Below are 22,249 nucleotides of genomic sequence, written 5' to 3' on the forward strand. Positions count from 1 at the left end.
TACCGCGCACATGCCCATGGATTGCCGGGGCGGCGCGGTTCCTAGCCGGGGTTCGGCGGTTCGGGCCGGGAAGCCAGCCAGGATTCACGGGTGATCGCGTACTCGACGTCGCCGAACTCGTCCCCGGCGATGCGCACCGGCCAGTCGGCGACAAAATGCCGGACCAGGTCCATCCCGCATTTCTCCATGACCAGCCGCGAGGCGATGTTCACCGCCATGGTGCTGGCGACGACCCGGGTGACGGCAACGGAGTCCACCGTGAAGGCATGGTCGATCAGCGCGCGGGACCCCTCGGTGGCAAGCCCCAGGCCCCAGTACGCGTGCTTCAGCCGGTAGCCCAGCTCCGGTTCGTCCGCCGGGTGCCCGGGCTCGGGGCGCAGGTGGAACCACCCGGCGAAGTCACCGGTGCCGCGCAGCTGCGCCACCCAGAAGCCGAAGTCCGGCCCCCTGCGGTGATACGCCAGGTAGGCGGGAATGTAGTCGGCGACGACTTCCTCCCGCGCGGTCGGCACCCCGTCGGTGATGTAGCGCATGACCCGCGGATCGGAGTCCAGGTCGACCAGCAGCCCGGCATCGTCCGCGGTGAATTGGCGCAGGACAAGCCGCGGGGTCCGCAACAGGATCTTCATGGGTCCATTGTGCGCTTGCCGGGCCCCTAGCCACAGGGCCGGCCGGTTCGGGTCCGGGCGGATTCCCGCCCCGGCCCCGGCGGACGCGCCTACTCCTTGACGGCCCCCTCGAGCATGCCCTTGATGAAGTGGCGCTGCATCAGGAAGTAGAGCAGGACCACCGGCAGCGCGACCATCACCGCGGCGGCGGCCAGCAGCGCGGTGCCCTGGGTGTACTGGCCCTGGAAGAAGGCCAGGCCCAGCGGCGCGGTGCGGAACTCCCCGGAGGGGGACATCACCAGCGGGATCAGGAACTCGTTCCAGGTCCACATGAACATCAGCACCACCATGGTGGTGATCGCCGGGCGGCCCATGGGCACCAGGATGGAGAAGAGCATCCGGCCCTTCGAGGCGCCGTCCACGCGCGCGGCATCCATGATCGAGGGGCTCACGCTCTTGAAGTAGGCGCGCATCCAGTAGGTGCCGAAGGCGACGGACTGGGCGACCTGTGGCAGCGCCACGGCCCAGATGGTGTCGGTGAGCCCGAGGGTGCGCAGGTCGAAGAACAGCGGCACGATGATGGCCTCGGCGGGCACCATGATGCCCAGCAGGAAAAGGTAGAACAGTGCCTGCTCGCCGCGGAACCTCATGGTCCCGAACGCGTAGCCCGAAAGGATGGAGAGCACCACGGCCAGGGACACCACGACCAGGGCCACCAGCACCGAGGTGCCCATGTACTGCCCGAATCTCCCCTCCACCCAGGCGGTGGCGAAGTTCGACGGGTGGAAGGCACCCTCGCGGGCTGCGGAGGCGTTGGCCGGGCCGAACGCGGCGGCCAGGATGGAGGCCACCGGGGTGAGCACGATGAGGGAGAATCCGATGAGGATCGCGTAGTTCAGCGTCCGCTCGGTGGCCGAGACCCTCATGCGCCGCGCTCCGAGATCCGGTTAACGGCCAGGGTGACCAGGAAGATGATGACGGTCAGGGTGACGCCGATGGCCGCGGCACTGCCGACCTGCCCGGTCTCGAACGCCCGCCGGTAGACCTCGTAGCTGGGCACCGTGGTGGAGGAGCCGGGCCCGCCGGAGGTGGTCATGTAGATCAGGTCGAAGGTCTTCAGCGAGGCGACGATGGTCAGCGTGAGGGCCACGGTGAGCTCGGCGCGCACCGAGGGGACGATGATGGCGAGGAACTCGCGGATCGCCCCGGCGCCGTCCAGCCGGGCGGCCTCGAAGAGCTCGGCCGGGATGCGGGCCATGCCCGCGAGCAGCAGCACGGTGACCAGCCCGGTGGACACCCAGGAGCCGATGAGCCCGACCGCGGGCAGGGAGAAGGCGTAGTCCCCGAGCCAGGGGCGGGTGAGCGCGTCCAGTCCGACGGAGCGCAGCGCGGAGTTCAGCAGCCCGTCGGGGGCGTAGATCTGCTTGAAGGCCACGGCGACCACCACCATGGCAATGACCTGGGGCAGGAACACCAGGGTCCGGAAGAGCGGCAGGCCGCGGACCTTCGCCCGGGTCAGCACCGCGGCCAGCACCAGCCCGACGCAGCAGGGAAGCACCGCGTAGAAGAAGATGAAGGCGCCGGCATGGCCGAACGCGGCGCGCAGCCGCGCGTCGGTGAGGATGTCGGCGTAGTTCCCCGCCCCCACGAACGTTGCAAGACTCAGCCCGTCCCAGTCGAAGAGGGACAGGTGCACCGCGCGGGCCAGCGGGTAGAGCATGAACGCGGCGTAGATCGCAAGCGCCGGCGCGATGAAGAGATAGGGCGTGAGGCGGTGCCCCTGGCGGGCCGAGTGCCTTCCCGGCCCGCCGGCGGCGGTGTTACTTGCCCTGGGTAAAGCCCGCATAGTCAGCTTCCATGGCCTCGGTGAAGGCCTTCGCGTCGATCCGGCCGTCCAGCAGGCCCTGCAGCGAATCGCCGAGGGTCTCTCCCATGGTCGGGGTCGCGTAGTCCAGGTACGGCAGCAGCACCCCGTCGGTGGTGACGGCCTCGAACGCGGTGTATACGTCCTTGAGCACGCCGGAGGCGGGTGCGTACTTCTGTGTGTTGACCACCGGGAGGTTCCCGGTCTCGGCCAGCACGGCCATCGCCTCGTCGTTGGTGATGAAGTCGATGTAGGCCGCGGCCAAGTCAGGGTTCTTGGTCTTGGCCGTCACGGTGAACGGCAGCCCGGTGCCGCCGGTGGTGTGCGCGCCCGCTTCGGCGGGGGCAGCCGGTGCGAAGAACCCGACGTCCTCGCCCATGGCGTCGGCCAGGTCCGCTGCCATCCAGGAGCCGCCCATCAGGAAGACCCCCTCGCCCTTGGCCAGCTTCTGCCAGGCGGCATCGTATTCGGTGCCGTTGACCCCCTGGTTGAAGTAGCCCTTGGCATTCCAGTCGGCCAAGGCGGCGGCCGCGGCCTCGTTCTCGGGGGTGGTCCAGGAGGCGCCGGCGTTGCCGAAGCCAAGCTTCTCGATTTGCCCGGCCTCGACCTTGGCGCCCTGCAGGGGGCCGAAGACGTGCCCGGCGGGCCACTTCTCGATGTTGCCCAGCAGCAGCGGGGTCTCGCCCTTGTCCTTGGCGGTGGTGATGGCGGACTCGAATCCGGCCCAGTCGGCCGGGACCTCCAGGCCCAGGGATTCGAGTTTCTTCTTCGAGTAGAAGACGCCCACCACCTCGCCGACCTGCGGGAGCCCGTAGACCGAGCCGGAGCCGAAGGTGGTCCCGTCGGCGGAGTACTGCGAGTACTTCAACACGGAGGCCGGGTAGCGTTCGGTCCAGCCGTAGGCGGCCGCCCAGTCATCGAGCGGCAGCAGCTGCCCGGCCTTCACGAACGCTCCCATGGTGTTGCGGCCATTGTTGGCCTGGACCACGTCGGGGGCGTCGGTGCCGGAAAGGGCCAGGCGCAGGGTCTTGCCCAGGTCCTCGAAGGACTGGGAATTGCGCTTGATTTTCACGTTCGGGTACTTGGCCTCGAAGGCGGCATTGAGCTTGGTCATCTGCTCGTTCTGTCCGCCGCGAACCTCCTGGTCCCAGACGGTGAGCGTCTGCTCGCCCATCTTGGTGACGTCCTTTTCGACGGCGGTCCCGGCGGCCGGGGCGGAAGGCGCTGGCGCCTCCGAGCCCGGCGTGCAGGCCGAAAGCGCCAGTGCCAGTGCCGCGACGGCGGCCAGGGCCAGGGTGCGGGTTGTGCCTCGGGGTTTCATGAGGGTCCTTTCAAGACGGTGCGGGGGTGCTGGATGTTGCGGCAGGCTTCGACGGCTGCCGGTATGGCGGGAGATCGGGGTCAGCGGGCCGGGGGCAGGGGGTGGTTTCGGTGGGGCCGGTAGTGGGCCTCGGCCTCGGTCAGCAGCCCAAACGTGGCCTCTGCCCGGCGGACCGCATTGGGCTTGTGCTCCGACAGGACCTCGTCCAGGAAACCGTAGCGCCTGGCGATGTCCCGGCACTCGGCGTTCTCCCGGGCCCGCAGCTTCTTGGACTCCCACCAGTCGGCGATGTCGCCCCAGCCCGGCGAGGCCAGGGAACCGCCGAAGTGCTTCACGGCCAGTGCGGAACAGAGCGTGGAGAAGAGCAACCGCTGCTCCAGCGGCCAGCCGGCCAGGGTGCCGAGCACGATGCCGGCTGAAAACACGTCGCCGGCACCCGTCGGGTCGATGGCGGGCACCGGCAGGCTGGGAACCCGGGCCCGTTCGCCGGTGGTGGAGTCGATGGCGATGGCCCCGTCCACGCCCTGGGTGATGACCACCAGCGGGGTGCGTGTCGACAGGGCCTCGAGCGCGGCCTCGGGGGTGTCGGTGCGGGAGTACGCCATGGCCTCGACGTGGTTGGGCAGAAATCCGTGGCAGAGCCCCAGGTCCCCGAGCATGGCCGGATCCCATTTCTCCGTGGGGTCCCAGCCAACGGCGGCGAAGACCTTGCCCTGGGCAGGGGAGCTGGACACCCACCACGGCGCTTCGTCCCCGGGCAGGGCCAGCTCGGCAATCATGGCCTTGGAGGTGGGCGGCGTGCCGATGAGCTCCTTGGCGCTGATGGGCATCGGGTGGCCATGGGTGACCATGGACCGGTCCCCGTCACGGGCCAGGGACACAGTGACCGCCGAGTGCCACTCGGGGAAGATCCGCGAACGGCTCAGGTCTATGCCCTCCTGCTGCTCGAGCAGCGACCAGGACCAGGCGCCGTAGGCATCGTCCCCGAAACCGGCCGAGAGCCCGGTGGCCAATCCCAGCCGGGCGGCGGCCACGGCAAGGTTGGCGATTCCGCCGGGGACCGAGCCCATGCCCTCGGCCCAGACCTCGGTTCCGGGTTGCGGGGCGGTAGGCAGGCCGGTGAAGATGATGTCGAAAAAGAGCGACCCGGTGAGGAAGAGATCGAGGTCGGTGCCGGATGCTTCGTCAACCACTGTGTTCCCCTTCATGTGCCCCGCCTTGGCGCTGGCTGGGCGGGTCGGGTCGGCGCGCACCGGCAGGCCGACGGCGCAGGCCGCTGGGAGCCGCCTTGGTTTGGACGGTAGCATGCGCCCGGGGACGGTACAAGCGCATGAAAGTGCACGTCGAAGCCCCTTGGCCACTGTTACTCTGGGCCCATGGCCCTCGGCGCGACCGCGGCACTGGCGGACCCGTCATCGGGCGCCGAGGCCGAAACCCCGGAGCATCCGGAACCAAGGAAGCGAAGTGATAGAGGCATGAAGCTCACCATCATCGGCGGCGGCGGATTCCGGGTGCCGCAAATCTTCGAGGCGCTCTCGGGCGGGGACGACCGGGCGCGGATCACCGAGTTGTGTCTCTTCGACACCCACCCGGAGCGGGTGGCAGCCATTGAAGCCGTCCTTGCCCAGCTGGCCCCGTCCCTGCCCAGGCCCCCGCGGGTCACCACCGCCGCCGGGCTGGACGAGGCGGTCACCGGGGCCGCATTCATCTTCTCCGCCATGCGCATCGGGGGTACCGAGGGCCGGATCAAGGACGAGCGTATCGCCCTGGAGCTGGGCGTGCTCGGCCAGGAAACCACGGGTCCCGGCGGGCTGGCCTACGCCCTGCGCACCCTGCCCCACGCCCGCGACCTTGCCGAGCGCGTGGCCAGGCACGCCCCCGAGGCAACGGTCATCAATTTCACCAATCCGGCGGGCATCGTCACCGAGGCCATGCGCGAGTCGCTGGGGGACAGGGTCGTGGGAATCTGCGACACCCCGATCGGACTCATGCGCCGGGCGGTGGACGCCATTGGTTCCACCCCGGAGCAGGTCGACTTCGACTACGTGGGCCTGAACCACCTGGGCTGGTTGCGCAGCCTTGAGGTGGACGGGGTGGACAAGCTGCCCGGGCTGCTGGCGGACGACGCGGGGCTGGAAAGGATCGAGGAGGCCCGGCTCATGGGCTTCGACTGGATCAGGGCACTGGGCGCGATCCCCAACGAGTACCTGTACTACTACTATTTCCAACGCGAGGCCACGGCGCGGCTGCGCGGCTCCGCGGAGACCCGCGGCGAATTCCTGCACCGCCAGCAGTCGGGTTTCTACCAACAGGCATGCCAACACCCCGACAGTGCGCTGGAACTGTGGCACCGGACCAAGCACGATCGCGAGGCCAGCTACATGGCCGAAAGCCGTCCCGAAACCGAACGTACCGGCCGCCAGGCCTCGGACATCGAGGGCGGGGGATACCAGCAGGTCGCCCTGGACCTGATGACGGCGTTGCTCGGGGGCAAGCCCGCAACCATGATCCTCAATGTTGCCAATCGCGGAATCGTTCCGCAGTTGCCCGATGACGCGGTGATCGAGGTGCCGTGCACGGTGAGCGGCTCCGGCATCGTGCCCAAGCGCATCGCTCCTGTCGCCGGCGAGATGCTCGGGCTGCTGCAGCAGGTCAAGGCCGTCGAGCGGCTGGCCATTGCCGCATCCAGGGAAGGCAGCCCGACGCTGGCCTGGCGGGCCCTGGCCGCCCACCCGTTGGTGGACTCGATCGCCGTGGCCAAGGCACTGCTTGACACCTACCGGGAGCAGATCCCGGGGGTGGCCGAGGCCTTGTCCGGTCGCGCCTGAATCTTCGCCCACGGGCGGCTGGGCGTCCTGCCGGCGCCACCGTGCGGTGGGAGCCGGCCGCGCCCGGTTGCCCCGGGGCGCACGGGAAAGCCTTCAGTCCAGGAGCCGGGCGTCGGCCTCTGCGAGCACCGCCTCGAAGCCGCCGGCGCGGAAGCTGCGGCGCTGGGCCACCGCCCCGTTGCCCTCGCGCATGATCCTGGCCAGCCCGGTTCCCACGTATTCGGTGTCCCCGGTGGCTTCCAGCTCGGTGCCGATGTACCGCAGCAACGCATCCAGGCTCCGGTCCATGCTGCACTTGGAGCCGGTGAGAAGGTCGTAGTGGTTTCCGCGGATCCCGAACTTGGCCGCCTGCCACTGGGCCATGTCCACGGCCTCGGGCGGCGGGTTGGGGACGGGCCGGGGGCTGTGGATCCCGGCGGAAACCAGGGCCCGCATGACCAGTGCCAGCAGGACGGTGTTGGAGGTGCCCACCTGGGCATCGGCCACCCTGATCTCCAGGGTGGGGTAGCGGGTGGAGAGCCGCGCGCCCCAGCAAATGTGTCCCGCGTCCAGGACGACGTCGGAGCCGAGCATGAACTCCATCCGCCGCAGGTAGTCCTGCGCATCGGTGAAAAACGGCGGGATGCCCTGGATCGACCAGCGCCGGTACTGGATGCTGCGCCAGGACGAGAAGGAGCTGTCGGCACCGCGCCAGAACGGCGAGTTGGCGCCCAGTGCGGTGAGCAGCGGAAGCCACGGCCGCAGTGAGTTCAGGGCCTCGACGCCGGAGGGCAGGTCCTCGATGCCCACATGGACATGCACGCCGCTGAGGTAGTGCTCGGCGGTGATGCCCCCGCAAAACTCGTTGATCGCTTGGTAGCGTTCGGAGGCATGGATGGCCCCCGGGCCCAGGGGTATCTGCGGCGGGGAGCCCAGCCCGATGAGGTAGAGGCCCGCCTCGCGTGCCACTTTCGAGAGTTCCCGGCGGGTGGTGGACACCGCCTCGATGGCCTCTTCGCGCCGCGTGCAGATGGGGGTGTTGCTCTCCACCTGGCAGGCCATGAACTCCGGGTGCATGCGGCTGCCGCCGCCGGCAACCGCCATCAGCGCGTTGTAGACGTGGCGCCAGGGAATGGCCGGCAGAGCGGTTTCGGGATGGATGAGGAAGAACTCTTCCTCGATGCCGAAGGTGCGCACCTTGTGCTGGTCCTACTCGGGAGAGTCCGTGGCCCGGTGCGGGGGCCAGACGGGGTTCCCGTCGTTGGCCGGAGCGGATCCGCCGTCGATGGGCAGCTGCCCGGCACCGGCCAGGCGCCGGCGGTCACCCCGTGCGACCTTCGTGCCGATTGCGGCCTCCTGCGGCGCCACCCGGTAGTTGACGTAGCGCGGGTTCTCGGAGGCGAGCCTGACCGCCTGGCGGTCATCGGGCACGTGGGTGGTCAGTGTCCCGCCATACGATTCGCACCGGCCACACCAGAACTCGACGTCCCAACAGGGCGGCTGGACTCGCTGGCTGTCGAGCAGCAGGGTGACGTTTTCGTAGACCAGGAAGTCATCGGATGCGCAGCGGTCACAGGTCGGCGCCTCATAGGACGGTGCCTTGCCCGATTGCGTGATCCAGGCCCCCGCGGATGGTACGGCCTGTCCGGAAACCACCGGGGAATATGACGCGCGCTTGGGAACCGACTTCTTCATGGAGGCCACCTTGGACGTACCGACAGGGGAGTAGGCGCACACGTGGTGCGCCTAGTCCATCATGTTCCGGGCTCCGCTGTTACACAATGATTCGTCGGTGCAGGTGCGCACCCGCCCGGTAAACCCTGCGCGGGCTGTTGGGAAATTCGCGATATGGGTCCCGCGGGGGGCGCCCCGTGTTTCCCGACCGGCGGGAGCGGCATCGGCCATTCCCGCCACGGGCCAGGCAGCTGTCAGGAGTTGATGCCGACGTGGACCTTCCCCGCCTCGACGTGCCAGCGCGCATCCAGGCGCACGTTCTCCAGCAGGCGGCGGTCGTGGGTGACCAGCAGCAACGCGCCCTCGTAGGACTCCAGCGCCTCCTCGAGCTGCTCGATGGCCGGCAGGTCCAGGTGGTTGGTGGGCTCGTCCAGCACCAGCAGGTTCACCCCGCGGCCCTGCAGCAGGGCCAGGCCTGCCCGCGTCCGCTCGCCCGGGGACAAATCCCGCACCAGGGATGCGCTCTGGTGGGCCTTGAGCCCGAACTTGGCCAGCAGGGTCCGGGCCTCGGCGGGGGACATCTCCGGGACCGCGAGCTCGAAGCCCTCGCCCAGGGTGGTGTCCTCGTCCAGGTAGCTGCGCGCCTGGTCGATTTCGCCGATGGCCACCGAGGAACCCAGCGAGGCCGACCCGGAATCCGGGGCCAGGTGCCCCAGCAGCAGCTTCAGCAGCGTCGACTTCCCGGCGCCGTTGGGCCCGGTGATCCCGATGCGGTCCCCGGCGTTGACCTGCGCGGAAAGCGGGCCGAAGGTGAAGTCCCCGCGGGTGACGGAAGCCTCGTTGAGCGTGGAGACCACGGTGGAGGAGCGCGGGGCGGCGGCAATCTCGAATTGCAGCACCCACTCCTTGCGCGGCTCGGCGACCTCGTCCAGGCGCTTGATGCGCGATTCCATCTGGCGCACCTTCTGTGCCTGCTTCTCCGAGGACTCGTTGGAGGCCTTGCGGCGCAGCTTGTCGTTGTCGGGGTTCTTCTTCATCGCGTTGCGCACGCCCTGGGAGGACCATTCGCGCTGGGTGCGGGCCCGGGAAACCAGGTCCGCCTTCTTGTCGGCGAACTCGTCGTAGGCCTCGCGCGCGTGGCGGCGGGCGATGGCCCGCTCCTCCAGGTAGGAGTCGTAGCCCCCGTCGTACACCGCCACCTGGTTCTGCGCCAGGTCCAGCTCGACGATGCGGGTCACGCAGCGGGCGAGGAACTCGCGGTCGTGGGAGACCAGTACGACGCCGGTGCGCAGCGAGGAGACGAAGGACTCGAGGCGTTCGAGCCCCGCCAGGTCCAGGTCGTTGGTCGGTTCGTCAAGCAGCACCAGGTCGAAGCGGCTCAGCAGCAGCGCGGCCAGGGCAACGCGCGCCACCTGCCCGCCGGAGAGCGCTGTCATCGGCGTGTCGGTGGGCAGGGTGAAGCCCAGCTCCGCGAGCGTTGCCGGTGCCCGGTCCTCGAGGTCCGCCGCTCCGGAGGCCATCCAGTGCTCGAACGCGGTGGCATAGGCGTCGTCGGCCCCCGGGGCCCCGGAACCCAGTGCCTCGGCGGTGGATTCCATGGCGGCGGTGGCCGCGGCACAGCCGGTGCGCCGAGCCAGGTAGCCCTCGATGGTTTCGCCCTCGGTGCGCTCGTGTTCCTGCGGCAGCCAGCCGATGAACGCGCCGTCCGGGGCGCTGGAGACGGTGCCGGCCAGGGGTGCGTCCACCCCGGCGAGCAGTCGCAGCAGTGTGGACTTGCCGGCCCCGTTGGCACCCACCACCCCGATGACGTCCCCGGGGGCGACGGTGAAGCTGAGGGAAGAGAATAGGGTCCGGTTGGCGTGGCCGCCGGCAAGGTCCTTGGCCACGAGTGTTGCAGTCATTGGACCAGTTTAGTTTCCCGCGGCCCCTTGCCCGTCATCGGTCCCCGGCCGCCACGTTTCAGCGCAGGTAACGTGAACTCATCCAGCCGGTGCTGCCCCCGTGTCGGGTTTGGATCCAGGTGCCCGACTTCTTACCCGTCGGCCGGACCTTGGCGCCCCGGGGGACGGTCTTGATGATGCCGCCGCCCAGCGACGGGCTGCGGCGCAGGTTGAGGTTCGCGGTGGTTGTCTTGGTGCCCTTGGCGGTTGTGGCCCGGGGGCTCGAGGCCACGCCATAGTGGTGTTCGAGGGTCCTGGCCTTGGTGCGGGAGAGGTTCTTGGCCTGCGCGGGGCCGACGTAGCGGAAGTGCCACGGTTCGTGGTTGTATCCGGTGACCTCCTCCATGCCCTTCGGGTAGCGCAGGATGAATCCGTGTTTCGGTGCATTCCTCGCCATCCAGGAACCAACCTTGGTGTTTGCGAAGCACGCCCGCAGGGCGCATGCGCGGCTGTGGTTGCCGACATCGATGGCGAGGCCGGTCTGGTGTTCGGAGGTTCCGGGCATGGCAACGATGCGCTTGGCGTAGGCGGAGCCGTAGGCCCGGGTATATTCGTCGACCAGCCCCTGTTGCACCGCGTAGGAGCGGTATCCCGACGTCAGCTTGATGTTCACGCCGTCCCGGCGCGCGGCGGCGGCCAGCTTCCCGTAGGCCTTGGCCGCCTGCGGCTGCAAGCGGATCCCGGTGCCCGGAACGGCAACCAGCCGGGGGACGAACTTCCGGGGGACCAGCGGATATTGCTTGTTTACCAGGACATTGGCTTTTGCCGGGTCGCGAGGCGGCCTCGGCTTCTTGGCCGCGGGTCCCCGGACAGTGGCCGGCGATGTGGACGACGGCAGGACACTGGACACGTGGGAAGCGGCACCGGATGGGACTGCCAGTGCCGGCGGTGCGGACAGCGGAGCCAGGAGCATCGCGAACACGAATGCCGCTGCGCCAAAGGCTGCGGGTCGTTTGTACGCAGGGGTCATCTCGTCGAACTCCATCTGGTGTGCGTTGCGGATCCGGGCCGCACAGGTGCGCTCCACGGGGATTGAATCTGAGGCCAGCCGAAGCGACCGGCGGTGGCGGGGCGCTGGAGGGTCGGCCGGGCAGTTCGCAGGGTGCGGGCGAGCCTAGTGGGCGTGTTCGTTGCGGAACACGTGAACCAGCGCGTTGGCGTGGCCGTGGCCGATCCCGTGTTCGGTCTTGAGCCAGTTGACCTGTTCGAGGTGCTTTTGGCCGGAAACCTCGGCCAGGAGATCCATCCAGTGCTCGACGGGCTGGCCGTAGGTGGCCTCGATCGACGGGAAATACGACTTGGGTCCCTTGACTGGTTCGCTCATGGCGTCCATCGAACACTGTTTGGCCGCAGGCCGCAATAGGGATTTGCGTTCCCACTCCCGAAATGCCCGCGCAACGTGCGCGGGTCGTTCTTCATCCGAGGCGGGCCGGGCTCCGGACCGTGACTTTGGACCCTACCCGAGGCCGGAATCCGCGGGCAGTATGAAATTACAGCCGAAGGGGCAACGCGGCCTGTGTTTTGGGGCCCGTTGAACCGTCGGTGCCCGCATGGGCAACCTTCGCGATTCCGGGGATTCCGTGGATCGGGGGATTGACGTAAGACAAAGGAGATCTGGACCATGAAGCGATGGACTGCATGGCAAAATTGGGTCGCCGTGGCCGCTGGCCTTTACACGGTCTTGGCCATGACCTGGACAACGGATGTGGGATCCTCGGACGCTTACATGCTTACCGGTGGTATCGCCCTGGTTGTCATCGGCGTGATCAACCTGGCAGCGCCGGGCATGCCGGCGGCCGAATGGGTTCAGCTGGTCGTGGCAGCGCTGGTTGTTGCCTCGCCGTGGATGGGCAGCTTTGCCGAGGGCATGCCTGCCGTAGCATGGCACACCTGGATTCCGGGTGTCGTTGCCTTGGTTGCCTCGGCAATGGCGATCCAGCCGGCGATGCGCGTCTACCACGAGCATCATCCCATTGGCTCGCACTAGTCGAACAAGACTCAAGGGCCCGGTCGTCGACCGGGTCCTTGAGTGCGTCCGGGGCGTTTTTGGGCACGTGTGGCCATAGGCTGGGAACATGAGGCTTCGAAGTGAGAAACCAGCAGACCGGCAGGGCATTCGCGACCTTACCGTCCGCGCATTCGCAGACCCGGACGCCGCCCGGGAACCCGGGGAAGCGACACTGCTGACCGAGCTGTATACCTGCGAGGGCTACCTTCCGGAATATTCCGTGGTGGCGGAGGTCAACGGCCGGCTGGTGGGCCATGCGATCGCCACGCGCGGGTGGCTCGATGGGGACATTCCACTGCTCGGGCTTGGACCGCTGTCGGTGGAGCCGGCCCACCAGAGCCAGGGGGTTGGAACCGCGCTCCTGACCGAGATCCGGGATCGCGCCGTCGAGCACGGAGAACGCGCCATCGTGTTGCTCGGAGAGCCCGACTACTATCGTCGCTTTGGCTACGCCCCGGCCATTCCCAGCGGCATCATTCCGTCGGATCCGTCCTGGGGCGATTACTTCCTGGTGCTGAACCTCTCCACGATGCCGCTGCCCAAGGGCAATTTCCGCTACGCGGAGCCGTTCGGGGTCTAGCGAGGCTCCGCCGGGCGCACCATGGCACGCAAAAGGCTCCGGTTGCCAGCGGGAATATAACTTCGCTGGCAACCGGAGCCTTGCTGCGTCCGGGGGAGGACCCGGCGATTACGGTGCTTCGACGTGCAGGCGCAGTTTGTTGGCCAGTTCCTGCAGCGTCGCAAATTCCTCGGCGGAGAGCGCGGTGCCGATGAGTTCGTGAATGCCCTTGACGTGTTCGCGGCCCATGGCCTTTTGCAGCCTGGCCCCTTCCTCAGTCAGGGTGATGAGGACGGCGCGTTGGTCGGTGGGATCCGGCAGGCGCGAGAGCAGGCCCTTCGCTTCCAGCCGGTCGGCCATGCGGCTGAGGCTCGGCTGGGAAATCAGCAGGTGCTGATTCAAGTCGGAGAGGCGGCTGCTGCCGGCCGGACACCTGGACAGGTTGAACAACACGTCGTATTCGCGGGTGCTGAGCTCCTTGAACTCCGGTAGCTTCTGGATCTCGCGCATCACCGTGACCTGTGCCCGGAACAAGGCCTCCCAGGCGGCTGTCGAGGCCCGCAGCGAGGCTGGACTAGGCATTGTCGCGCCCTGCTGCCAGCTTGGCGTCACGGGCGGCCACGCGGTTGGCGTGGGTCGGTGCCTCGGGGTGGTCGGCCGGCTTGCGGCTGGCCAGCTCCTTGCGCAGCGTCGGCAGCACCTCTTCGCCGAAGAGGTCGAGCTGCTCCAGGACGGTCTTGACCGGCAGGCCCGCGTGGTCGACCAGGAAGAGCTGGCGGTGGTAGTTGCCGAATGCCTCCTGGAAGGTGAGGGTCTTTTCGATCATTTCCTGCGGCGATCCCACGGTGAGCGGGGTCTGGTCGGTGAAGTCCTCCATCGACGGCCCGTGGCCGTAGACCGGGGCGTTGTTGAAGTACGGGCGGAATTCGTTCTTCGCATCCTGTGAGTTCTTGCGGATGAAGAACTGTCCGCCGAGTCCCACCATGGCCTGGTCGGCGCGGCCGTGGCCGTAGTGCTCGTAGCGCTCGCGGTAAAGGTTGATCAGCTGGATGTAGTGTTCCTTGGGCCAGAAGATGTTGTTGGCGAAGAATCCGTCGCCGTAGTATGCGGCGATCTCGGCGACCTGCGGGGTGCGGATCGATCCGTGCCAGACAAACGGTGCCACGTCATCGAGCGGGCGCGGGGTTGAGGTGAAGTTCTGCAGCGGGGTGCGGAACTTCCCTTCCCAGTTCACGGTGTCCTCGTCCCAGAGGCGGCGCAGCAGGTTGTAGTTCTCGATGGTCAGGTTCACCGAGTCCTGCATGTTCTTGCCGAACCACGGGTAGACCGGGGCGGTGTTGCCGCGCCCGAGCACCAGGTCCACGCGGCCGTCGGCCAGGTGCTGCAGCATCGCGAAGTCCTCGGCGATCTTCACCGGGTCGTTGGTGGTGATCAACGTGGTGGCGGTGGAGAGGATGATCTTCTCTGTCTGCGCCGCGATGTAGGCCAGCGTCGTGGTGGGGGAGGAGGAGAAGAACGGGCGGTTGTGGTGCTCGCCGAGGGCGACAACATCCATGCCGACCTCTTCGGTCTTCTTGGCGATGGCAACGATGTCCTTGATGCGCTGCTGCTCGCTAGGAGTCTTGCCGGTGGTGGGGTCGCGGGTGATGTCGCTGACTGAGAAGATGCCGAACTGCATGATTTCCTCCTGATGGGATGGTGGACTTCGCTCTGGTTAACATTATGCCAGATTTATATGCGTTTGCATGGAATAGCGACAATGGCCACCAAATAATTCCCCGGGGTTCATGTGGGCTTCCTCACTCGCCGGACTGCTTCGCTGTAGGCTCCGGTCATGGACACCCCGTTATCGACCGACCAGGACCCGGCAAGGCAGGACCCGGTGCGTTGGAGTTCGGTGGCCGGGATCGTCGGATTCCTGGCGATCGTGGAGCTGACCAGCGGCATCCTGCAGGGCTATTACACGCCGCTGATGACCGACATTGCCCGGCACCTGGGCATCCACGACGCGGACGTGAATTGGTTCGAGGCCGCCCAGCTGATGGTCTCCGCGCTTGCAGTGCCGCTGCTTGCCTCCCTCGGGGACATCTTCGGTCACAAGAAGATGCTCTTGCTCTCGGCGGTGGTCACCGCCTTGGCTTCGTGGGCGGTCGTGTTTTCGGGCTCCTTCACCACGTTCCTGGTTGCCTGGGCGCTGCAGGGCTTCTACGCGGTGTGGCTGCCGCTGGAAATCGCGATCGTCTTTTCCCGCGCCCGGAAACTGGGTGTCCCCGGTCCCATGACCCGGCGCGCGGCAGGCCTCCTCGTCGGGGCGCTCCAGATCGGCGTGATTGCCGGTGCGTTGGCCGGCGGCGCGCTGATCGGGGTCTTCGGCGGCAACGTGCCACTGACCATGACGATCCCGGCCATCGCCACCACGCTCTGCATCGCTGCGGTGGCCCTCGGCGTGCCCGATGACGGGCAGCGCAACGGGGCCAGGATCGACGGCGGGGGATTCGGGTACCTGGCCGTCGGCCTGCTGCTACTCACCAGCGGGCTGAGCTTCCTGCGCATCAACGGCCCGGGCAGCCCGTTGGCGTGGGGATCCCTGGCGCTTGGCCTGGGCGTGTTGTATGTGTTTTACCGCCACGAAAACAAGCAGGCCGATCCGCTGATCGACTTCAAGGTCCTCTTCGCCCGCTCCATGTGGCCGGTGCAGCTGACCGCCGGGCTCTTTGGTCTTTCGGTCCTGGGTGCCCAGATCCCCATGAGCACCTTTGCCCGCACCGACCCGGCCGTCAACGGCTACGGGCTCGGACTCAGCGCCTCCGGCGTCTCGGTGATCATCGGGGCCTACGTGTTGGCGCTGCTCATTGGCGCGTTGCTGTTCCCGGTCGCCGCCCGCTGGGTGGGGAGCCGCATGACGCTGATTGCCGCGAGCGTCCTGGTGGGTGTCGGATATCTGTTGTTCCTGCCGCTGCACGCGAGCCTGGCGCAGGTGCTGGTGAACATGATGATCGCCGGCGTCGGCTCCGGTGCCCTGATCGCGGCACTTCCGGCGGCGGCAGCGGCGGCCGCCCCCTTCAACAGGACCGGCATGGCGACCGGACTGACCAACGCGGTGAAGACCATCGGAGGTTCCTTTGCCTCGGCGATCTTCGGGCTGGCGCTCATTGGGCAGGTGGCCGGTGCGGTATCGGGCGGCGCCGGGGAGAACTCTGCTGCGCCGCTGGCCGGCTACCTGATCGTCTGGTCAATCTGCGGGGGAACAGCGATCGTGTGCGCGCTGGCGTTGTTTGCCGTGCCGCGCGCCGCACTGGAGGACGTCGGGAACAGGGCTTAGGCGCCAGGGGGAAAAGGCCGGAGGTATTGCGGCCGGGCTCAGAAGAGCGGCGGCTGTTGGCCCGGCCAATGCGTGTTTCGGCGCGGGATCTGCGCGGGGTCCTCGAATTCCGGCAACAGCACCCAGGGGACACCGTTCTTCATGACGACCCCCAGGTCTCCCTTGTCAGCGGCACGGTGATCGGCGGTGCAGAACATCCCGAGGTTCCACACGCTGGTGGTCCCGCCCTCGGACCAGGGTTCGATGTGGTGGAATTCGACATGTTCGGGAGGAACGGCGCAGCCGGGCTTGATGCAGCCGCCGTCGCGTGCGGAAAGCGCGAGCTTCATCGATTCGGGCGGGTAGCGGCGTTCGCGGCCGTAGTCCAGGATCTGTCCGTCGCCGCCGAACACGACGGGGATGACGCCGAACTCGGCCAGCCGCTTGCGCAACTCGGTGACGGATATTTCCAGCCCGTGGGCAGTCCAACCTGCACCGCGGGCGATCCCGAGGAGGGTTTCGAGATTGATGTGGACGACGAGTTTCGACGTGGGGAGACCGGTGGCGCCCTTGGGCGTGGGGTGCGAGGCTCGCATCAGGTTCAGCAGTGTCTGCAGATGGCGTTGGGCGGGGGTGGGACCCTCGGAGCTTGCGCCGATTTCCGGGTCCGAACCTCCCTGCGGGGGTGGATCCTCGAGCGTTTCCGCGCCGGGTGGATGATCGAACCAGTCGGGCCCGTCGGCAGGTGCGGGAAGCAGTTCGGGCTCCGGGGAGGACTGCGGATCTCTCTCGGCTTCCGGGCCGCCAGCGGTGTCGGCATCGACGCCGGCGGCGGGGCCGGTGCGCGCTGCCTCGCGGCCCGGGACAGTGGCGGCGGCAGCCATCGCCTGGCGGTTGCCGGCGAGGGTGCGCGCATTGTCGGACTCTGCGAAGTGCGACAGAAAGACCTCCGCGTCGATGTTGAGCATGCAGGCGGTGAAATAGGTGAAGTGGCGGGTGACCTTGGTGACGACGATGCCGGTCTTGTTCCGGATTTCCCGGGGCGTGGGGCAGTCGGATGCATCGTCGAGCGCGTCGGAGATCCGGTTGAAGAGCCTGGCGGTGTCCTTCGGAACGCCCGCCGCGACGGACTCGGCGACGCGGGACTCGGCTTCCTCGGCGAACCGGGCGGCGTCGGGACGCGCTTCAATGCCCGGGCGCAGCTTCTCGAGCTTGCGCGCCGCGGCGGCCATGGGGGCCAGCGCGCTCTGGCCGACGGCCAGCTGCCGGGCCAGCTGCGGATAGCGCGGGCCGCGGGGGAAGCCGTGCTCGTCGAGGCCCGGCAGCAGGTCGTCGGCGGCCTGCATGCGGTTGCGGGCCTCGAAGTAGTCGATCCCGACCATGGCGGCCAGGCAGTCCGCCGGCGTCCTGAATTGCAGCCGTCCGGTGGGGACCGTGCGGGGATCGTCGGGCAGCCGGGCCTCGCCGGCGACGAAGGCGGCGGGATCCTCCGCAACGACGCGCACCGCGGTGAGGGTCTGGGCGGGAAGCTCGTGCACCAGGGACTGCCGGGATAGCCGGGCGAGCTTGAGTTGGGCGACCTGCAGCGCGTGCTGGGCGTGTTCGACGGTCATGGCAGCGAGCAGGGCGCGCGTGGGGGAATTGGTGCGGGCCGCGATCCGGGAGACGAGCGCATCGGCCTGCCGGAAGATTTCGAACAGGGCGCGCTGCTCATCGTCCGGGGTCGGTGAGTACCCCGGGGAGTCGCCGTGGCCGGCGAGGGCGGTGATGAGGGCGTCCGTCTGCATGCATCCAGTGTGTGCGCCGTGCGCGGGGCCTGGATTCCGGGAGCGCGGGGTTGTGGACAACCTGCCCGGGGTCGGGCGCGGGCGTCGGGACCCGCACCGCATCAAGGTCCGTGGGTTGCCGGCGCGAACGCCTTGCTCCCGGATTCCTTGGAGCGCGGAATAGGCCGGTAGGGCCACAATGATGTCCCGGGGGTCCCGACGACTTCGACGATACTCTTTTGGGCGGGCTTGTCCATCGTCCGGCGCCGGGAATTCCGTGGACGTTTCCTGCGCGCCCGGCCGGTGTCCGGGCTACCCGTGGCGCATGTGCTTCCACCAGGTCAGCGGGTCCGCGACCTTGAAGCGCCGCCCCGTCATCGAGGTGGGGACGATGCGCACGAACTGGTCCTTGGGTCCCGACTCCCAGGGGAAGAGCATCAGGTTGAAGGAGTCCAGGGTCTCCTCGATGCCGCCGAAGAGCTCGGCCTTGCCCTGGACCATAACCGACCAGGCGACGCCGGTCTCCGGGTTCACGCCGTCGGCCTGGAAGGCAACGTGGGGCTGCTTGCGCAGGGTTTCCAGCTTGGTCCCGGGTCCGGTGCGGAACACGATGGTGCCGTGGTCGACGGTGAAGTTGATCGGGAAGATCTGTGGCATGTCGCCCCGGCTCACCGCCAGATGTCCCAGCGACACCGCCCGCAGAAGTTCCAGGCACTGGTTGGATTCAAGGGTCTCAACGTCCGTGTGTGTCTGTTGCTTTTCCATGTCTTGAGCGTACGTGCGGGAGCCCCAAGTGGCCAGAGGCTGGAGGATGGAAGTCGGCTGCCCATGGCCGGTGCCCCGCGCCCGGTCAGGATCCCTGGGGCTTGTTCTTCAGCTCGCTCTCGACTTCCTTGCGCTCCTTGCGGGTCAGCGGGATCATGCCGGTGGCCGGGTTGATCAGCGTGCCGGGGGACACGGCGCCTGCGGCACTGACCGGCGGAGGGACAGCCCCGTTGCCCGCGGTGCCTGCCGGCGGCGTCCGCCCGGCCGCCGCCATGGCGGCGATCAGCTCGCGCGTGGGCTCCTTGGCCTTGGCCACCGTCGGGGTCCCGGTGTGCGACAGGGGCCGGGAGTCCCTCTCGGCCCGGCGCGCCGCGGCCCGCTCCTTGGCGCCCTCCACCAGGTGGTAGAGCACCGGCACCAGGACCAGGGTCAGCGCGGTGGAGGACACCAGCCCGCCGATGACTACCACTGCCAGCGGCCGGGAAATGAACCCGCCGCCGCCGGTCAGCCCCAGGGCCATCGGCACCAGCGCGAAGATCGTGGCCAGGGCCGTCATCAGGATCGGGCGCAGGCGCTGCCTGGCCCCGTGGTGGATCGCGTCTGCCAGGTCCATCGCCGGGCGCCCGCCGCGCGGGGTGCGGTACTGGTTGATCAGGTCGATGAGCACGATCGCGTTGGTGACCACGATGCCCACCAGCATCAGCATGCCGATCAGCGAGGGCAGGCCCAGCGGAACTCCCGTGAGCAGCAGCAGCCCGATGGCCCCGGTGGCGGCGAACGGGATGGAGACCAGCAGGATCAGCGGCTGGATGAGCGACTTGAAGGTCGCGACCATCACCACGTAGACGATGGCGATCGCCGCCAGCAGCGCCAGGTAGAGCTGGGAGAAGGACTCGGCCTGCTCGGTGGCCGCCCCGCCGAGCTCGGCGGTGGCCCCCGCGGGCAGGGCGAGCGTGTCCAGGCGCCTGGAGACCTCCGCGGAGACGGCGCCCAGGTCGTTCTCGCCCGGGGTGATGGAGACCGTGGCGATCCGCTCGCCGTTCGAGGAGGTGAGGGTGGCGGGGGATTCGCTGCGCTGGATGGTTGCCACGTCGCCCAGCTTCACGGTGCCGCCGGAGGCCGGCAGCACCAGGTTGCGCAGCTGGTCCAGGTCGGTGAGCTCGGTTCCCTCCCCGATCTGCACCGGGTAGTCGGTGTAGCCCAGGCGCACGGTGCCGGCGGGAAGCGGAGAGAGCGTGCCGGCGGCCAGCGCGCCGATCTGCGCCTCGGAAAGCCCTGCCGCCGCGGCCTTGGTGCGGTCCACGTCGATGGAGACCTGCGGGCGCGACTCGGAGAGGTTGTCGCCCACCTGGGTGGCCCCTTCGATGCCGGCCATGGCCCCCACGGTGGCGTCGGTTGCCTCGGCGAGCAGCCCCGGGGTGGGTGCGCCGATGCGCACTGTCACGTCCGAGGAACCGCCTCTGCCGCCCTCGGCGGCGGAAATGGAGATCTCCGAGTCGCCGGCCACCGGATCGACCGCGGCGCGGGCCGCGGCCTGGATGGCCTCCTGGTCCGCCTCGGCGTCGGTCATCACGGTGAAGGACGCCGAGTCGGTTCCCCCGCCGGCGAACGCCGCGAATCCGCCGGAGGGGGATCCTGCGGTCAGCTGGACATCCACGACGCCGTCCACCGCGCGCAATGCCTGTTCCACCGGTTCGGCCGCCTGCAGCGTGGTGTCCAGCGAGGAACCGGCCGGAAGCTTCTGCGTCACCGAGAAGGTGTTTTGCCCGGTGCCTCCGAGCAGGTTGGTGGGCACCAGCGGGACCATGATGACGGTGAGCCCCAGCAGCGCCACCGCGGCCACCAGGGTGATGACCGGGTGCTTCTGGGTCTTGCGCAGCACCGGGGAGTAGCCGCGCTGCAGCCAGGAGGAGGCCTCCTTCCGCTCGGCCGCGGCGCGCGCGGCGGCAAGGTCCGCGGCCCCGGGCCGGGTGTGCCCCAGGAACCAGTAGGCCAGCACCGGGACGATGGTCAGCGAGACCAGCAGCGAGGCCAGCAGGGCAATGGTCACGGTCAGCGCGAAGGGGCGGAAGAGCTCGCCGGCCATGCCGCCGACCAGGGCCACGGGCAGGAACACCGCCACGGTGGTCAGCGTGGCCGCGGTGACGGCGGTGGCGACCTCGCGCACCGCGGTGAGGATGGCGCGGGACTTTTCCTCGCCGTAGGACAGGTGCCGCTTGATGTTCTCGATGACCACGATCGAGTCGTCCACCACGCGGCCGATGGAGATGGTCAGCGCGCCCAGGGTCAGCATGTTCAGCGAGTACCCTCCGGTGCGCAGCCCGATGAAGGTGACCAGCAGGGACAGCGGGATGGAGATCGCGGTGACCAGGGTGGAGCGCACCGAGAGCAGGAAGACGAGGATGACCGCCACGGCGAAGCCCAGGCCCAGCAGGCCCTCGACGGTGAGGTCGTGGATGGATTGTTCTATGAAGGGGGCCTGGTCGAAGACCGTGGTGAACTTCGCATCGGGCCCCAGCTGCGCGGCGAGCTCGGGCAGCAGCGCGGCGACGGCGTGGGAAATGCCCACGGTGTCCCCGGCCGGCTTCTTGGTCACCGACACGGCGAGGGTCTGAATCCCGTTGGTGCGCGTGATGGAGGTGGCGGTGTCCGCGGCCACCTTCACCTCGGCCAGCTCGGCGAGTTCGTGCACCCCGGTGGCGCCGCGCACCGGCAGCGACTTGACCGCGTCCAGGGAGTCGATGGAGGAACCGGAGGTGACCGGCAGGTCAAGGCCCCCGGTGTCCAGGCGGCCCACCGGCATCAGCCCGGAGCCCTCCTCGACGGCCTTTTTCAGGTCGTTGGCGTTCAGCCGTTCGGCGGCGAGCCTGGCGGCGTCGGGTAGCACGGCAATGTGCTGGGAGGTGCCGCCGGAGACCTCCGCGGTGCGCACGCCCTCGACCTTGGAGAGCCGCGGAAGCACCAGGCGCTCGACGTCGGCGCGCAGCTCGTTGAGGTCCTGGCCGCCGGAGACGGCCAGATAGACGATGGGGAAGTCGGAGATGGAGCCGGCGAAGGCGGAGGGCTCGACGTCTTCGGGCAGCGTGGAGCGGGCATTGGAGATGGCCTTGTCCACCTGGGCGCGCGCCCGGTCCAGGTCGGTGCCGTAGGCGAAGGACAGCGAGATCGTGGTGAAGCCGGTCTGCGAGGTGGAGGAGGAGGACTCCAGGCCCTCGACCGCCTGCAACGCCCCCTCCAGGGGCTGGGCCACCTGTTTGTCGATGACCTCCGGGGAGGCACCGGGCTGGGAGGCCACGACCGAGATCCGCGGGAATTCAAGCGCGGGGATGAGCTCCTGCTTGAGTTGCCCCATGGTGACCACGCCGAAGACCGCCACAAAGACGGTCACCAGTGCGATGAGGGCGCGGTTGCCCAGGGATAGTGCTGCCAGCCGGTGCATCTGCCGTCCTAGAAAGTTCGTTTTGTTCGCTATTGCTCCTGCGAACAACTCTAGTGGCCCCGGGGCGGCGGCGGATGCACCCAGGGGAGTACGTTCGGTGCCCGGTTCGCGCGGGCGCCGCGCTCGCGTGCGCCCGCGCGCGAGAGAACCTTCAGGGGTGCAGGATCCCCCAAGTCATATTCCTACACCCCTGAAGG

19 protein-coding genes are annotated in these 22,249 nt (G+C 68.5%); 4 read left to right on the forward strand and 15 right to left on the reverse strand.

Going from position 1 to position 22,249, the window contains the following annotated elements:
• Positions 1-41: 41 nt before the first annotated feature.
• From KRR55_RS11515 to KRR55_RS11535, 5 genes are all read right to left on the reverse strand, one after another.
• Entirely contained in the window at positions 42-629 is a 588-nt protein-coding gene (locus tag KRR55_RS11515; RefSeq protein ID WP_217389219.1) for a GNAT family N-acetyltransferase, read from the reverse strand.
• A gap of 89 nt (positions 630-718) precedes the next feature.
• A complete protein-coding gene (locus KRR55_RS11520; RefSeq protein WP_217389220.1) occupies positions 719-1,534 on the reverse strand; it encodes a carbohydrate ABC transporter permease in 816 nt (271 codons plus the stop codon).
• On the reverse strand, positions 1,531-2,454 hold the full coding sequence (locus KRR55_RS11525) for a carbohydrate ABC transporter permease (protein WP_217389221.1): 924 nt from the start codon (positions 2,452-2,454) through the stop codon (positions 1,531-1,533). Before KRR55_RS11525 ends, KRR55_RS11520 begins: the two co-directional genes overlap by 4 nt.
• On the reverse strand, positions 2,429-3,793 hold the full coding sequence (locus KRR55_RS11530; RefSeq protein ID WP_217389222.1) for an ABC transporter substrate-binding protein: 1,365 nt from the start codon (positions 3,791-3,793) through the stop codon (positions 2,429-2,431). The genes KRR55_RS11525 and KRR55_RS11530 overlap by 26 nt, the downstream gene beginning before the upstream one ends.
• Before the next feature lie 80 nt (positions 3,794-3,873).
• Positions 3,874-5,001 carry a PfkB family carbohydrate kinase gene (locus tag KRR55_RS11535; protein ID WP_217389223.1) on the reverse strand — a complete coding sequence of 376 codons (1,128 nt, stop codon included), beginning with the start codon at positions 4,999-5,001 and terminating at the stop codon, positions 3,874-3,876.
• Positions 5,002-5,268: 267 nt separating this feature from the next.
• Between KRR55_RS11535 and KRR55_RS11540 the strand changes: the two genes are divergently transcribed.
• Positions 5,269-6,621 carry a 6-phospho-beta-glucosidase gene (locus KRR55_RS11540; RefSeq protein WP_217389277.1) on the forward strand — a complete coding sequence of 451 codons (1,353 nt, stop codon included), beginning with the start codon at positions 5,269-5,271 and terminating at the stop codon, positions 6,619-6,621.
• Positions 6,622-6,714: 93 nt separating this feature from the next.
• On the opposite strand, the gene KRR55_RS11545 is transcribed toward KRR55_RS11540, so the two are convergent.
• The 5 genes from KRR55_RS11545 to KRR55_RS11565 all read right to left on the reverse strand — a co-directional run bounded on the left by KRR55_RS11545 (position 6,715) and on the right by KRR55_RS11565 (position 11,538).
• Complete coding sequence (locus KRR55_RS11545; RefSeq protein WP_217389224.1) at positions 6,715-7,797, reverse strand: carboxylate-amine ligase; 1,083 nt, start codon at positions 7,795-7,797, stop codon at positions 6,715-6,717.
• A 12-nt stretch (positions 7,798-7,809) separates the two neighbouring features.
• Positions 7,810-8,295, reverse strand: a complete 486-nt coding sequence (locus KRR55_RS11550) for a hypothetical protein (RefSeq protein ID WP_217389225.1) — start codon at positions 8,293-8,295, stop codon at positions 7,810-7,812.
• Between the two features lie 233 nt (positions 8,296-8,528).
• The gene (gene abc-f, locus KRR55_RS11555) at positions 8,529-10,175 is read right to left on the reverse strand and encodes a ribosomal protection-like ABC-F family protein (protein WP_217389226.1); all 1,647 of its coding nucleotides are present in this window, start codon (positions 10,173-10,175) and stop codon (positions 8,529-8,531) included.
• Between the two features lie 58 nt (positions 10,176-10,233).
• Complete coding sequence (locus KRR55_RS11560) at positions 10,234-11,241, reverse strand: D-alanyl-D-alanine carboxypeptidase family protein (RefSeq protein WP_217389227.1); 1,008 nt, start codon at positions 11,239-11,241, stop codon at positions 10,234-10,236.
• Between the two features lie 87 nt (positions 11,242-11,328).
• Positions 11,329-11,538 (reverse strand): DUF4287 domain-containing protein, encoded by a 210-nt coding sequence (locus tag KRR55_RS11565; RefSeq protein ID WP_418888837.1) that lies wholly within the window; start codon positions 11,536-11,538, stop codon positions 11,329-11,331.
• A 297-nt stretch (positions 11,539-11,835) separates the two neighbouring features.
• Here KRR55_RS11565 and KRR55_RS11570 point away from each other — a divergent pair, with 297 nt between their 5' ends.
• Positions 11,836-12,201: an SPW repeat domain-containing protein gene (locus tag KRR55_RS11570; protein WP_217389229.1), complete on the forward strand. Its 366-nt coding sequence runs from the start codon at positions 11,836-11,838 to the stop codon at positions 12,199-12,201.
• An 88-nt stretch (positions 12,202-12,289) separates the two neighbouring features.
• Positions 12,290-12,802, forward strand: coding sequence for a GNAT family N-acetyltransferase (locus KRR55_RS11575; RefSeq protein WP_217389230.1), 513 nt, complete (start codon positions 12,290-12,292; stop codon positions 12,800-12,802).
• A 108-nt stretch (positions 12,803-12,910) separates the two neighbouring features.
• On the opposite strand, the gene KRR55_RS11580 is transcribed toward KRR55_RS11575, so the two are convergent.
• Together KRR55_RS11580 and KRR55_RS11585 are read right to left on the reverse strand one after the other, a co-directional pair.
• The gene (locus tag KRR55_RS11580; RefSeq protein ID WP_217389231.1) at positions 12,911-13,363 is read right to left on the reverse strand and encodes a MarR family winged helix-turn-helix transcriptional regulator; all 453 of its coding nucleotides are present in this window, start codon (positions 13,361-13,363) and stop codon (positions 12,911-12,913) included.
• The gene (locus tag KRR55_RS11585) at positions 13,356-14,459 is read right to left on the reverse strand and encodes an LLM class flavin-dependent oxidoreductase (protein ID WP_217389232.1); all 1,104 of its coding nucleotides are present in this window, start codon (positions 14,457-14,459) and stop codon (positions 13,356-13,358) included. Before KRR55_RS11585 ends, KRR55_RS11580 begins: the two co-directional genes overlap by 8 nt.
• 156 nt (positions 14,460-14,615) lie before the next feature.
• On the opposite strand from KRR55_RS11585, the gene KRR55_RS11590 reads away from it, so the two are divergent.
• Positions 14,616-16,103, forward strand: a complete 1,488-nt coding sequence (locus tag KRR55_RS11590) for an MFS transporter (RefSeq protein WP_217389233.1) — start codon at positions 14,616-14,618, stop codon at positions 16,101-16,103.
• 38 nt (positions 16,104-16,141) lie between these two features.
• Here KRR55_RS11590 and KRR55_RS11595 read toward each other — a convergent pair whose 3' ends face one another.
• From KRR55_RS11595 to KRR55_RS11605, 3 genes are all read right to left on the reverse strand, one after another.
• The gene (locus KRR55_RS11595; protein ID WP_217389234.1) at positions 16,142-17,869 is read right to left on the reverse strand and encodes an HNH endonuclease signature motif containing protein; all 1,728 of its coding nucleotides are present in this window, start codon (positions 17,867-17,869) and stop codon (positions 16,142-16,144) included.
• A gap of 291 nt (positions 17,870-18,160) precedes the next feature.
• Positions 18,161-18,613, reverse strand: coding sequence for a pyridoxamine 5'-phosphate oxidase family protein (locus tag KRR55_RS11600; RefSeq protein WP_217389235.1), 453 nt, complete (start codon positions 18,611-18,613; stop codon positions 18,161-18,163).
• A gap of 85 nt (positions 18,614-18,698) precedes the next feature.
• Positions 18,699-22,052, reverse strand: coding sequence for an efflux RND transporter permease subunit (locus tag KRR55_RS11605; protein ID WP_217389236.1), 3,354 nt, complete (start codon positions 22,050-22,052; stop codon positions 18,699-18,701).
• Between the last annotated feature and the right edge of the window lie 197 nt (positions 22,053-22,249).

Origin of the sequence: Paeniglutamicibacter quisquiliarum, assembly GCF_019084045.1 — a bacterium.
In the GTDB taxonomy this organism is placed as follows: domain Bacteria; phylum Actinomycetota; class Actinomycetes; order Actinomycetales; family Micrococcaceae; genus Paeniglutamicibacter; species Paeniglutamicibacter quisquiliarum.